The following is a 12,914-nucleotide window of genomic DNA, read 5'->3' as shown; positions in this document are numbered from 1 at the left end:
GCGGCATGTATTCCAGGGCCGTGGGCCCCTGGGTCAGCTCTCCGGGTGCTGCTCCTCCGAGGCCTCCGCCTTCTTCTCCGTGGAGACGGTGGTCGCCGTCACGGAGCCGTTGGCCGGGGCCAGCTCCCTGGGCGAGAGCACCGGCGGGCGGGTGGACGGCGTACGCCGCGAGGAGCCGGTCCACGCCGGGCGGGCCGGGCGCTTGACCACGTGCTTGAACAGCTCCGCGATCTCCTCCTTGCCGAGGGTCTCCTTCTCCAGGAGCGTCAGCACGAGGTTGTCGAGGATGTCGCGGTTCTCGACCAGGATCTCCCACGCCTCGTTGTGCGCGGTCTCGATCAGCTTCTTGACCTCTTCGTCGACCAGCGCGGCGACCTCTTCGGAGTAGTCGCGCTGGTGACCCATCTCACGGCCCAGGAAGGGCTCGGAGTTGTCGGTGCCGAACTTGATCGCGCCGAGCCGCTCGGTCATGCCGTACTGCGTGACCATCGCGCGGGCCGTGGCGGTGGCCTTCTCGATGTCGTTCGCGGCGCCGGTGGTCGGGTCGTGGAAGACCAGCTCCTCCGCCGCGCGCCCGCCCAGCATGTACGCCAGCTGGTCGAGCATCTCGTTGCGGGTGGTGGAGTACTTGTCCTCGTCGGGCAGGACCATGGTGTAGCCCAGGGCCCGGCCGCGGGACAGGATCGTGATCTTGTGGACCGGGTCGGAGTTCGGGGAGGCCGCCGCGACCAGGGCGTGTCCGCCCTCGTGGTACGCGGTGATCTTCTTCTCCTTCTCGGACATGATCCGGGTCCGCTTCTGCGGGCCCGCCACGACGCGGTCGATCGCCTCGTCCAGGAAGTGGTTGTTGATCAGCTTCTCGTCGCTGCGGGCCGTCAGCAGTGCGGCCTCGTTCAGGACGTTCGACAGATCGGCACCGGTGAAGCCGGGGGTCCGCTTGGCGACGGCCGAGAGGTCGACGTCCGGGGCGACCGGCTTGCCCTTCTGGTGGACCTTGAGGATCTCCAGGCGGCCCTGCAGGTCCGGGCGGTCGACGGCGATCTGCCGGTCGAAGCGGCCGGGGCGCAGCAGCGCCGGGTCGAGGATGTCCGGGCGGTTCGTCGCGGCGATCAGGATCACGCCGCCCTTGACGTCGAAGCCGTCCATCTCGACGAGGAGCTGGTTCAGGGTCTGCTCGCGCTCGTCGTGGCCACCGCCGAGGCCCGCACCGCGGTGCCGGCCGACGGCGTCGATCTCGTCGACGAAGACGATCGCCGGGGCGTTCGCCTTGGCCTGTTCGAACAGGTCACGGACCCGGGAGGCACCGACACCGACGAACATCTCGACGAAGTCGGAGCCGGAGATCGAGTAGAACGGGACGCCCGCCTCGCCGGCGACGGCGCGCGCGAGCAGCGTCTTGCCCGTTCCGGGCGGGCCGTACAGCAGCACGCCCTTGGGGATCTTGGCGCCGACCGCCTGGAACTTGGCCGGCTCCTGCAGGAACTCCTTGATCTCCTGGAGCTCCTCGACGGCCTCGTCCGACCCCGCGACGTCCGCGAAGGTCGTCTTGGGGGTGTCCTTGGTGAGCAGCTTCGCCTTCGACTTCCCGAAGTTCATCACCCGGGAGCCGCCGCCCTGCATCTGGTTTATCAGGAACAGGAAGGCGATCGGGATCAGAATGAAGGGCAGCATCGTCACCAGCAGGCTGACGAAGGGGTTCTGCTTCGACGGGGAGACGGTGTACCCGTCCTTGATCTCGCCGGTCTGGTACTTGGCCTGCAGGTTCTTCGCCAGATCGACGCCCTGGTCGCCGATGTAGCTCGCCTGGATCTTGTTGGAGCCCTCAACCTTGTTGGAGCCCGACAACTCGACCTTGATCTTGTTCTCATCGCCGGTGGTCAGCTCGGCGGACTTCACCTTGTTGTCAGCGATCGCCTTGACGACCTGACCGGTGTCCACCGTTTTGTAGCCGCCGGACGAGCCGACGACCTGCATCAACACGACCACGGCGAGGACGGCCAGCACGATCCACATGACCGGCCCACGGAAGTATCGCTTCACGTCCATCCATACGGAGCCGTTGACGGCCCCGTCCCTCCTGCCACAGTGAGGCACAACGCCCGCTGAGGGCTGGTCGTGCGTACGGTGTATTACTGGCCCGAAAAACAACTGCCTTCGGACGGTACCCCAGCATTGTCACCCGGCGCCTGCGCCGACAGAGAACATGCAGCCGGGGATTCCACTCTCCCTGCTCCAACGGCGGACGGCCGCGAAGGGTTCCCGCCGGGCCGCGGCAGTTGTGCCGGACCCGTCCGGCCACCCCGGCCGGACGGGCACGAGGCCGCCGTCAGCCGCCGTAGACCTGGGGCGCGAGGGTACCGACGAACGGCAGGTTCCGGTACTTCTCCGCATAGTCCAGGCCGTAGCCCACGACGAATTCGTTGGGGATGTCGAAGCCGATCCACTTCACGTCGATGGCGACCTTGGCCGCCTCCGGCTTGCGCAGCAGCGTGACGACCTCCAGCGAGGCCGGCTCGCGCGAGCCGAGGTTCGACAGCAGCCACGACAGGGTCAGGCCGGAGTCGATGATGTCCTCGACGATCAGGACGTGCTTGCCCTTGATGTCGGTGTCGAGGTCCTTGAGGATGCGGACCACACCGGAGGACTGGGTGCCCGCGCCGTACGACGACACGGCCATCCAGTCCATCGTGACGGGGGTGGACAGCGCGCGCGCCAGGTCCGCCATCACCATCACCGCGCCCTTGAGGACACCGACGATGAGCAGGTCCTTGCCCGCGTACTCCGCGTCGATCTTGGCAGCCAGCTCGGCCAGCTTCGCGTCGATCTCTTCCTTGCTGATGAGTACCGACTGAAGGTCGGAGCCCATGTCCTTGTCGTCCACCCGTGCCACTCTCGCTCGGTTCGGTGTTCACGTCAGCCGTGAGACTTCAGATGCAAGGCAGCGTCTGCGGCTCAGCCCTGCCGGATGACAAGTCTGCCACCCTGCCGCCGGACACCGACCCGCCCGGGGAGGTTGATGGCGCCCTGGCCCCGCCAGGCGGTGATCAGCCGGTCCACTTCCTCGATGTGGCGGGCGAAGAGCGAACCGGCGGGGGAACCGGCGCCGATCACGGCCCGGCGCAGCACCCGGCGGCGGACCGCGGGGGGCAGCGCGTACAGGGCCGCGACGTCGAGACCGCCGGCGTCGTCGAGGACCGCGCCCTCGGCGTCGGCCGCCCAGGCGTCCAGGGCGTCGGCGTCGTCACGGGAGAGCTGGGCGGTCCGGGCCAGCGCCTCGACGACGCCCTTGCCGAGCGCCTTCTCCAGGGCGGGCAGGCCCTCGTGGCGCAGCCGGGAGCGGGTGTACGCGGGATCGGAGTTGTGCGGGTCGTCCCAGACGGGCAGCGCCTGGATCAGGCAGGCCTTGCGGGCGGTCTGGCGGTCGACGTCCAGGAAGGGGCGGCGGTAGCGGCCGCCGGTGCCGCTGGTGGCGGCCATGCCGGAGAGCGAACGGGTCCCGGAGCCGCGGGCGAGGCCGAGCAGCACCGTCTCGGCCTGGTCGTCGCGGGTGTGGCCGAGCAGGACCGCGGTGGCGCCGTGGCGCTCGGCGGTGGCGTCCAGGGCGGCGTACCGGGCGTCCCGGGCGGCGGCTTCCGGTCCGCCCTCCCGGCCGACGGTGACGGCGACGGCCTCGACCGGGTCGAGGTGCAGGGCCCGCAGCCGCAGCGCGACCTCGGCGGCGCGCAGATCGGAGCCCTCCTGGAGGCCGTGGTCGATGGTCACGCCCCCGGCCCGGACGCCCAGCTTGGGCGCCTCGAAGGCGAGGGCGGAGGCGAGCGCCATCGAGTCGGCGCCGCCGGAGCATGCGACGAGCACGAGCGGGGGCTCGTGCCGGTCCTGTGCGCTGTGGTGGGTGAGCACGTCGTGGAGTACGCGGCGGACCGCCAGGCGTATCGCGGCGACCGCTGGATGGGGACCCATGTCCGTTTCCAATCGTTCAGCTGGGGTGCCTCGGGCCGGTGAGGGCTTTTCGTCACACAGAGTGCCTAGATGGTGACAGAGGCGAGCGGTTCCCCGAGCATTGCACGCCTATCCATCGGTAACGGTCCCTCAGACGGGTGATTGAAGGGGCGCTCTACTGCCACGCGGTGTGCCCAGCTCACAACGTTCGACTACGGTGCCCCGTCCGCCTTCCGGTGCACCCGCGCGACCCAGTCCGCCGGTTTGGCGATCTCCTGTTTGGTGGGGAGGGTGTTCGGCGACGTCCAGACGCGGTTGAAGCCGTCCATGCCGACCTCCTCGACGACGGCGCGGACGAAGCGCTCTCCGTCGCGGTACTGCCGCAGCTTGGCGTCCAGGCCGAGCAGTTTACGCAGCGCCTGGTCGAGCCGTCCGGCGCCGCTGGCCCGCCGCTTCTGGAACTTCTCCCGGATCTCGGCGACGGACGGCACCACGTCCGGTCCCACCCCGTCCATCACGAAGTCCGCGTGCCCCTCCAGGAGGGACATCACGGCGGTCAGCCGCGCCAGGATCTCGCGCTGGGCCGGCGTCTGGACGAGATCGACGATCGAGCGGCCGCCGTCCGCTTCCTCCTCGCCCTCGGGCCGGGCACCGGCCAGCGACTGGGCGGCCTCCCGCAGCCGCTCCAAGAGGGTGCCCGGATCGATGTCGGTCTCCCCGAGGAACGACTGGATCTCGCCCTCGATGTGGTCGCGCAGCCACGGCACGGCCGTGAACTGGGTGCGGTGCGTCTCCTCGTGCAGGCACACCCACAGCCGGAAGTCGTGCGGTTCCACTTCGAGCTCGCGCTCCACGTGGACGATGTTCGGCGCGACCAGCAGCAGCCGGCCGCCCTGCTCACCGGCGGGCAGGTCCCGGCTGGGCGGCGCGAACGTCTCGTACTGGCCGAGCACCCGCGACGCGAGGAACGACAGCAGCATGCCCAGCTCCACGCCGGTCACCTTGCCGCCGACCGCGCCCAGCACCGCGCCACCGGGGACCGTCGAACGGCGGTCCTCCATCTTGGCGAGCAGCGGTTTGAGCACCGCCCGGAAGCCGGCGACGTTCGCCTTGACCCAGCCGGGCCGGTCCACGACCAGGACAGGCGTGTCGTGCGGCACCTCGCCCTGCGCGTCCGGCTGCGCCAGCCTCGTGAACGCCCGCACGTGCGCCTCGGACGCCTTGGCGTGCTTGCGCAGCTCGGCGACGATCGCCCGCGCCTCGTCCCGGCTCACCTCTGGGCCCGGCCGCACGAACCGGGTCGCGGTCGCGACCGCGAGGTTCCAGTCGACCATCTCGGTTCCACCGATGCTCGTCATGACTTCACGGTACGGGCCCGTGAGTCCACGGGGTAGCCGACCACCTACTTGTGCTGCGCTTTGCGGCGGGACAGGCAGGTACGTGGGAGGCACCGCAGAGCGGCTAGCGGCACCCGCAATTGGCCACCGCCGAAGCCAAGTTGTCCAGCGCCCGCTGCGCGCCCGGCGCATCCGTGGTGCCGGTGGTCATGAAGGAGAAGACCAGCAGGCGGCCGTCGGCGTCGACGACCGTGCCGGCGAGGGTGTTGACGCCGGTGAGCGTGCCCGTCTTGGCGCGGACCGCGCCGGCGCCCGCGCTCTGGCCCGTGTAGCGGTTGCTGAGGGTGCCGGTGAAGGCGGCCACGGGGAGGCCGGTGACGACGGACCGCAGGGCCGGGTGGTCGGGCGCGGCGGCCTGCAGCAGGAGGCGGGAGAGCAGCGCGGCGGACACCTTGTCGCCGCGGTCCAGGCCGCTGCCGTCCTTGAAGACCGCGCCGGCCAGCGGCAGGTGCTGGCGGGCGAGGGCGTGGTGGACGGCCTTGGCGGCGCCGGCGAAGCTGGCCGGCTGGCCGGAGCCGAGGGCGGCCTGCCGGGCCAGCGCCTCGGCGATGTCGTTGTCGCTGTAGGTGAGCATTCGCTCCACGAGGGAGGAGAGGGGGAGCGAGTGGACGGCGGCCAGCCGGTCGGCGTGGGCGGGGGCCTTGGTGCCCGTCGGCGTGCCGTCGACGGTGATGCCGCGGTCGTGGAGGAGATCGGCGAAGGTGCCGGCGGTGGCCCCGGCCGGGTCGGCGTCGCGGGGCGCCGGGCCGTGGTCGCTGTCGTCGAGGCGGGCCTCGTCGGTCATCAGCGCCGTCACGGGGGCGAGGTTCTCGTTGGGGCCGATGGGGTGCTCGACCGGACCGGAGTACGCGGAGGCGTCGTAGCCGAGGCGCACCGTGGTCAGGTGGCGCCGCTTGAGCGCGCGGGCGGTGGCGTCGGCCAGGGTGCGCAGGTTCGCGGGCTGCTCGGCGGCGGTGGGCTGCGGGGCGCGGGCGGTGAGCGTGGGGTCGCCGCCTCCGACGAGGACGATCCGGTCCTTGCCGGCCGTGACGACGGAGGTGTCGATGCGGTGCTCCGGGCCGCGGGCGGACAGCGCGGCGACGGCGGTGGCGAGCTTGACCGTGGACGCCGGGACGGCGGCCTTGTCCTGGCCGGAGCTGAAGACCTCGCGGCCGGCCGCGACGTCCACCACGGAGGCGGTGCGCAGTTCGCCCAGTGCCGGGTCCTTGAGCAGCGGCGCGAGGGCGTCGGCGAGCCCGGCGCCGGTCGGTACCGGTGCCGCGCCCCGGCCGGCGCCCGCGGCGGCGCGGGTGCCCAGCGCGGGCAGGACGGGCGCGGCGCTGGGCGCCGGACGGTCGGGCTTCGCGGCGTGATGCTCGCCACTGGTTCCGTCCACCACCGCCGCCTCGGCGCGCTCGGCCGTACGCTGACCCGAGTCCCACGGGCCGGCCGCCGCCACCGCGACGAGCGCGACCGTCAGGCCGGTGGCTGCGGAGACCGCCGTCAGCCGCCAGGTCTGTTGGGTGTGCCGCGGGGTGTCCTGCCAGGTCTGCCGTACGGTGCCGGCCGCCGCCCGGGCCGAGCGCCCGGCCGCGTCGGTCGCCCGCCGTGCGGTGCGCTGCGCCGAACGCTGCGCCGACTGCCATCTGACCTGCCATTTCCTGGTCTCCGGCACCTCGGACCAGCCCCTTTCGCCACCACACACCTGCGTGGGGGACACTTAATCACCAGACGTATGTGTTGATCATGGAGGAGCCACCCGTGGAGTTCGACGTCACCATCGAGATCCCGAAGGGTTCGCGGAACAAGTACGAGGTGGACCACGAGACCGGTCGGATCCGCCTGGACCGTCGACTCTTCACCTCGACCAGCTACCCGGCGGACTACGGCTTTGTCGAGAACACCCTGGGCGAGGACGGCGACCCGCTGGACGCCCTGGTCATCCTGGACGAGCCGACCTTCCCCGGCTGTCTCATCAAGTGCCGGGCCATCGGCATGTTCCGGATGACGGACGAGGCCGGCGGCGACGACAAGCTGCTGTGCGTCCCGGCGTCCGACCCGCGTGTGGAGCACCTGCGTGACATCCACCACGTGTCGGAGTTCGACCGCCTGGAGATCCAGCACTTCTTCGAGGTCTACAAGGACCTGGAGCCGGGCAAGTCCGTCGAGGGCGCCAACTGGGTCGGCCGCTCGGACGCCGAGGCCGAGATCGAGGCCTCGTACAAGCGCTTCGAGGCGCACGGCGGGCACTGATCCGAGAGCCCGGGCGCAGCTGCGCGCCCGGTGATTTTCGTACGCGAACGGGCGGCATCCATCCGGGTGCCGCCCGTCGTCCTTTGTGCCCGCGCCCGGTGCCACCATGCCTCGCGCCCGTTCCGCGGTCACGCGACACGGACACCGGCGGGGAAATTCCCGAGTTCCGGTAAAAAGCAGCCCGGGGAAAGTAAAATCTGCGTGCAGCGGCCGTCCGCCCGTCGATTCGCTCCGAAATAAGCAGCGGATAAATTAAATTACTCCGGCCGCGCACACCTCCCGCATATTCCGTCGAGTGCGCTCCGGCGGCCAATTAACTCCTAACTTGACAGCGGGCCGCGGTGCTAGCTTCGCGACCTTGGCGAGAGGGCCCCAAAAGGCACGGCGGTCCTCTTGGTCGCGCACGGCGCGACCGTCGCCAAAGCGGGGGGAGCACTCATGGCACATCGCGTCGGCCGCGCCAGCCAGAGGGGCAGGACCAAACGCACCGGGCTGGTCGCCACGGTCTTCAGACAGCACACCGCGCTGCTGGTCGCGGGCGTGGCACTGGGCCTGGCGGGGGTGGCCGCCTCGCTCACCCAGCCGGTGGCCATCGGCCGGCTGATCGAGGCGGCGGGCCGCGGCGAATCGCTGGGCGCCCCCATCACCTGGCTCGTCGCCCTTTTCTGCGCCGGCGCGCTCCTCACCTCTCTCCAGGCCTACGTGATCGGCCGGGCCGGGGAGAACATCGTCTTCGACGTCCGCCGGCTGCTGACCGAACGTCTGCTGCGCGCCGATCTCACCGCATTCGGGAAACGGCCCCAGGGCGATATCTTCACCCGCACGGTCACCGATACCTCACTGGTGAAGATCGCCCTTTCGCAGAGCCTGACCCAGTTGATAACCAGTGGCGTCACGGTGATCGGCGGCGTGGTGCTGATGTTCTGCATCGACGTGGGCCTGATGTTCATCACCCTGGGCTGTCTCGGCGCGGCAAGCGTCGTCTCCCTCCTGCTCGCCCGGAAGCTGCGCAAGGTGGCGCTGGAGAACCGCGACGACATCGGCGCGTTCGGTACCGCCGTCCAGCGCGTGCTCTCCGCCCTGCCCACGGTCAAGGCGTCCCGCGCCGAGTCCCGGGAGGCCGACAAGATCGGCGCACTGGCCGGGAACGCCCGGCGGTCCGGCATCCGGGGCACCGCCTACGGCGCCCTGCTGACACCGTCCATGAACGTCGGCACGCAGGGCGCGCTGGCCGTCGTCGTCGGGGTCGGGATGGCCTGGGTGGCCCGCGGCGAGATGACCATGGCCGCCCTGACCACGTTCATCATGTACCTGTTCCAGCTGGTCTCCCCGCTGGTGATGTTCTTCATGGCGGTGGGCCAGTTCGTCCAGGGCCGGGCCGCCATCCAGAAGGTCGACGAGCTGGCCGCCATGCCCCAGGAGGGCGGCGGAACACAGGACGCCTCCCGGTCCGCGCCCCTGGTACTGCCGGCCCACGGCCGGGCGGCGATCGAGTTCCGCGACGTCCGCTTCGGCTACGAGCGCGGGGACCAGGGCGAGCGGACCCAGGTCCTGCACGGCGTCTCGCTCAGCGTCCCGGCGCGCGGGCTGACCGCCGTCGTCGGCCCGTCCGGCGCGGGCAAGACCACGCTGTTCCAGCTCATCGAACGCTTCTATCCGGCCACCGGCGGCAGCATCCTGGTCGGCGGCCGGAACATCGAGGCGCTCCCCCTCGACACCCTGCGCGGGCTGGTCGGTTACGTCCAGCAGGACAGCGCGGCGCTGCGCGGCACCCTCCGGGAGAACCTGACCTACGCCAGCCCCGACGCCGGTGAGGACGACATCCGGCAGGCGGTGGAGATGGCCGGCCTGGGCAAGGTGGTGGCGAAACTCCCGCAGGGCCTCGACACCGAACTCGGCGACCAGGGCAGCGGGTTGTCCGGCGGCCAGCGCCAACGCCTGTGCATCGCCCGCACGTTGCTGCAGAAACCGGCGGTCATGCTGCTGGACGAGGCCACCTCCCACCTGGACTCGGACTCGGAGCGGGACTTCCGCGACGTGCTGCAGCGGGTCTCCCGGCACTGCGCGGTCATCGCCATCGCCCACCGGATCTCCACGGTGATCGACGCCGAGCAGATCGTGGTGCTGGAGGACGGCCGGGTCCGGGCCAGCGGACGGCACCAGGACCTGATGGCCCGCGATGCGCTCTACCGCCGGCTCGCCGGCTCCCAGCTGCACGCCGACTCCGGCCTTTCCGCCCGCGCCCCGGCCCGGTACCCGGACCACGCGGCCCCCCGCGACACGGAGACCACGCTCTCCCTCTCCCTGGCCTTCGGCGGGCTTCCGCCGGCCACCCTCAACGAGCAGACCATCCGGCTGCGTCCGATCAGGAGCGACGAGAAGTGGTGAACGGCACCGACGTGGCCATCGTGGGCACCGGGCCCAACGGACTCGCGGCCGGAGTGGTCCTGGCCCGCGCCGGCCTGCGGGTGGCGCTGTACGAACGGGCCGACACCATCGGCGGCGGGCTGCGCACCGCGCCCCTCTTCGACAGCGGTGTGCTGCACGACCTCTGCTCCGCGGTCCACCCCATGGCCGCCGCCTCGCCGTTCTTCCGTGCCTTCGGCCTGGCGGAGCGCGGCGTCGAGCTGCTGCAGCCCGAGATCGCCTACGCCCATCCGCTCGACGGGGGCCGCGCGGCCCTGGCGTACCGGTCACTGGCAGAGACCTGCGCGCACCTGGGCCCCGACGGCCCGCGCTGGTGGCGGCTGATGGCGCCCCTGCTGGAGCACAGCGACGGCATCGTCGGCCTGATCATGAACGGGCAGCGCCGGCTGCCGCGGGACCCCGCGGCGGCCCTGCTGCTGGCGAGTCGGGTGGCGGTGCACGGCACCGCGCTCGGCGCGACGTACTTCCGCGGCGAGGAGGCGGCCGCCCTGCTCACCGGGGTCGCCGCCCACGCGGTCGGCAGGCTGCCGAGCCCGGCGGCCGGCGCGGTGGCCGTGCTGCTGGGCCACCTCGCGCACGGCTCGGGCTGGCCGCTGCCGCGCGGCGGCAGCGCCCGCATCGCCGAGGTGCTGGCCGCCGACATCACCGCGCACGGCGGCGTCTTCCACACCGGGCACGAGGTGACGGACCTGGCCCAACTCGGCGACGCACGAGCGGTGTTGCTCGATACCAGTCCCAAGAGCCTGCTGGCGCTCGCCGGCGACCGGCTGCCCCGCTCCTACGCGCGCGGCCTGGCGCGCTTCCGTTACGGTCCGGGCGCCGCCAAGGTCGACTTCCTGGTCTCCGAGCCGATCCCCTGGGCCGATCCCGCGGTCGGCCGGGCCGGGTCGGTGCATCTGGGCGGCACCCGCGCCGACATCGTCCGGCAGGAGACGGCGACCGCCCGCAGGATCCGGACCCGGGAACCCTTCGTCCTCGTCGTGGATCCGGCGGCGACCGATCCGGGACGCGCGCTGCCCGGGAAGCGCCCGGTGTGGGCGTACGCGCATGTGCCGAACGGCGATCCCACCGACCCGTTCGAGCTGGTGCGGGCCCGCATCGAGCGCTACGCCCCGGGTTTCGGGGACACCGTGCTCGCCCACCGCTCCGTGCCCGCCGCGTCGTACGAGGCCTACAACCCCAATTACGTGGGCGGGGACATCGGCACCGGCGCGATGACGCTGTACCAGAGCATCGCCCGGCCCGTTCCGCGCCTCGATCCCTACCGCACGCCGCTGCCCGGCGTTTTCCTGTGCTCCTCGGGCACCCCGCCGGGTCCGGGTGTGCACGGCATGTCCGGTTATTTCGCGGCGCTCTCCGCGCTCCGGCATTGTTTCGGTATACGCAACGCAGCCGCCTTGTCACTCTCGCCGGCAGCGCACCAAATCAATCCGGCCCACTAATGCAGGAACACTCATCTGTTTCACCGTCAACCACTCCCAACTCCCGTTGGGAACAGGCTGATTGCGCCAGATAGTCGATTGCCAGTCCACAGACGTGGCTGATATTATTCGTTCTAAAGTTACTCCCCCCACACTTCGTTGAGACGCCATCAGGGGATCGGCATCAGCCGCTGGTCTGACCAACCATGCAGGCGGCTACGGACCTTCCGTCCGCCCCCCACCGGTGGCGTGTCGCGCCTTGCCTCGCTCTTCGTCTTCTTGACGTTCCCCGGGCATCGACAGTGGGGGCAGAAGAGAGGGGAAGCTCGAGTGGAAAACGGGGTCCACGACATAGGCTACGGGCGTCAGTTCGCCGGCTGGTACGACCGGCTGCTTCCGGACGACGCGATTACCGCCGCGGCGGTCGAGGGGCTGGCGGCCCTCCATCCCGATCCCGAGGGGGGAACCCTTGAGTTCGGCGTCGGCACGGGCCGCATTGCCCTCCCGCTCTCCGGGAAGGTCGGCCACATAACGGGCGTGGACTCCTCGCCCGAGATGCTGGACGAGCTCCGCGCCAAGCAGGCGGACGGCACCGGGGACGTCACTCCGGTGCACGGCGACATCCGCACCTACACCTCGAAGTCGCGTTACGCGCTGGTGTATTGCGTGTGCGCGACGCTTTCGGTGCTCACCACTCCCGAAGAGCAGCAGCAGGCCGTCCGGCGCGCGGCCGATCTCCTGGCCCCCGGCGGCCGGCTCGTCATCGAGACGCACAACAAGCCGCCGATCCTGGACATGCACGAAGGCCTCAGGCGCACCACCTACTTCCTGCCCCACCCGGAGCCCGGCACCGGCGTGCAGACCCACTCCACCCTGCTCGACGGCGGTCTGTGGCACTGCTCGCACATCCTGTACCAGGCCGACGGGACCACCCGGGTGGGCTCCGAACTCACCCGGCTGACCACGCCCGAGGACATCGACGGCTACGCCCGGGCAGCGGGACTCACGCCCGAATCCCACCTCGCGCACTGGGACGGAAGTCCCTACAGCGAACGCGCCCCGATGTTCATCTGCTGTTACGTCAAGCCCTGAGGGTCAGCACCCAGAAAAACGGATGACGAAAGAGGGTCGCACGTGGGACGTCCTCCGATATTGCCGGCAGACAAGAAATTCGCTCTCGTACTGAGAGTGGTGACCGGTGAACTCACCGCAGCCGAAGCAGCTCGGGAGGCAGGAGTCTCCGAGCAGTCCGTCTCGAACTGGCGCCGGCAGTTTATTGAGGGAGGCCGTAATGGCCTCGCCGGCGAGAGTGGCAAGACCTCCGAAAATGCCTCCCGGATAGCCGAACTCACCCAAGAGATCGCCACCCTGAAGGCCACGATAGGCGAGCTGTACATGGAACTCCGCAAGCACACCCGAAGTGCAGGAGTCCGTGTTCCGATGCCCCGCCAGAGAACTCACCCGGCGCAGAGAGTCAATTAACTCGTTATTTTATCCG

The 12,914-nt window shown here is 70.6% G+C and carries 10 protein-coding genes; 5 read left to right on the top strand and 5 right to left on the bottom strand.

What is annotated here, in order from left to right:
- Window positions 1–33 precede the first annotated feature (33 nt).
- From ftsH to dacB, 5 genes are all read right to left on the bottom strand, one after another.
- Entirely contained in the window at window positions 34–2,046 is a 2,013-nt protein-coding gene (gene ftsH / locus AB0G35_RS21010; protein ID WP_360951329.1) for an ATP-dependent zinc metalloprotease FtsH, read from the bottom strand.
- A 280-nt stretch (window positions 2,047–2,326) separates the two neighbouring features.
- A complete protein-coding gene (gene hpt, locus AB0G35_RS21005; RefSeq protein ID WP_030414979.1) occupies window positions 2,327–2,866 on the bottom strand; it encodes a hypoxanthine phosphoribosyltransferase in 540 nt (179 codons plus the stop codon).
- 86 nt (window positions 2,867–2,952) lie between these two features.
- On the bottom strand, window positions 2,953–3,960 hold the full coding sequence (gene tilS / locus AB0G35_RS21000) for a tRNA lysidine(34) synthetase TilS (RefSeq protein ID WP_360951326.1): 1,008 nt from the start codon (window positions 3,958–3,960) through the stop codon (window positions 2,953–2,955).
- 191 nt (window positions 3,961–4,151) lie between these two features.
- Window positions 4,152–5,297: a zinc-dependent metalloprotease gene (locus AB0G35_RS20995; protein ID WP_360951323.1), complete on the bottom strand. Its 1,146-nt coding sequence runs from the start codon at window positions 5,295–5,297 to the stop codon at window positions 4,152–4,154.
- 103 nt (window positions 5,298–5,400) lie between these two features.
- A complete protein-coding gene (dacB, locus tag AB0G35_RS20990; RefSeq protein ID WP_360951320.1) occupies window positions 5,401–6,990 on the bottom strand; it encodes a D-alanyl-D-alanine carboxypeptidase/D-alanyl-D-alanine-endopeptidase in 1,590 nt (529 codons plus the stop codon).
- An 86-nt stretch (window positions 6,991–7,076) separates the two neighbouring features.
- On the opposite strand from dacB, the gene AB0G35_RS20985 reads away from it, so the two are divergent.
- The 5 genes from AB0G35_RS20985 to AB0G35_RS20965 all read left to right on the top strand — a co-directional run bounded on the left by AB0G35_RS20985 (window position 7,077) and on the right by AB0G35_RS20965 (window position 12,898).
- Entirely contained in the window at window positions 7,077–7,568 is a 492-nt protein-coding gene (locus tag AB0G35_RS20985) for an inorganic diphosphatase (protein ID WP_360951452.1), read from the top strand.
- A gap of 438 nt (window positions 7,569–8,006) precedes the next feature.
- On the top strand, window positions 8,007–9,956 hold the full coding sequence (locus tag AB0G35_RS20980) for an ABC transporter ATP-binding protein (RefSeq protein ID WP_360951317.1): 1,950 nt from the start codon (window positions 8,007–8,009) through the stop codon (window positions 9,954–9,956).
- Complete coding sequence (locus tag AB0G35_RS20975) at window positions 9,953–11,437, top strand: NAD(P)/FAD-dependent oxidoreductase (protein WP_360951314.1); 1,485 nt, start codon at window positions 9,953–9,955, stop codon at window positions 11,435–11,437. Before AB0G35_RS20980 ends, AB0G35_RS20975 begins: the two co-directional genes overlap by 4 nt.
- A gap of 309 nt (window positions 11,438–11,746) precedes the next feature.
- Entirely contained in the window at window positions 11,747–12,508 is a 762-nt protein-coding gene (locus tag AB0G35_RS20970; protein ID WP_360951311.1) for a class I SAM-dependent methyltransferase, read from the top strand.
- A 42-nt stretch (window positions 12,509–12,550) separates the two neighbouring features.
- The gene (locus tag AB0G35_RS20965) at window positions 12,551–12,898 is read left to right on the top strand and encodes a helix-turn-helix domain-containing protein (RefSeq protein ID WP_360951308.1); all 348 of its coding nucleotides are present in this window, start codon (window positions 12,551–12,553) and stop codon (window positions 12,896–12,898) included.
- The last annotated feature ends 16 nt before the right edge of the window (window positions 12,899–12,914 follow it).

The sequence above is a fragment of the Streptomyces sp. NPDC021749 genome (genome assembly GCF_040640655.1).
Classification (GTDB): domain Bacteria; phylum Actinomycetota; class Actinomycetes; order Streptomycetales; family Streptomycetaceae; genus Streptomyces.
This window is presented reverse-complemented; position numbering and strand designations above follow the sequence as displayed.

What these genes read in the sequence shown, in the direction of transcription:
- ftsH (WP_360951329.1), bottom strand. Translation starts at nt 2,046, where the DNA reads ATGGACGTGAAGCGATACTTCCGTGGGCCGGTCATGTGGATCGTGCTG.
- hpt (WP_030414979.1), bottom strand. Translation starts at nt 2,866, where the DNA reads ATGGGCTCCGACCTTCAGTCGGTACTCATCAGCAAGGAAGAGATCGAC.
- tilS (WP_360951326.1), bottom strand. Translation starts at nt 3,960, where the DNA reads ATGGGTCCCCATCCAGCGGTCGCCGCGATACGCCTGGCGGTCCGCCGC.
- AB0G35_RS20995 (WP_360951323.1), bottom strand. Translation starts at nt 5,297, where the DNA reads ATGACGAGCATCGGTGGAACCGAGATGGTCGACTGGAACCTCGCGGTC.
- AB0G35_RS20980 (WP_360951317.1), top strand. Translation starts at nt 8,007, where the DNA reads ATGGCACATCGCGTCGGCCGCGCCAGCCAGAGGGGCAGGACCAAACGC.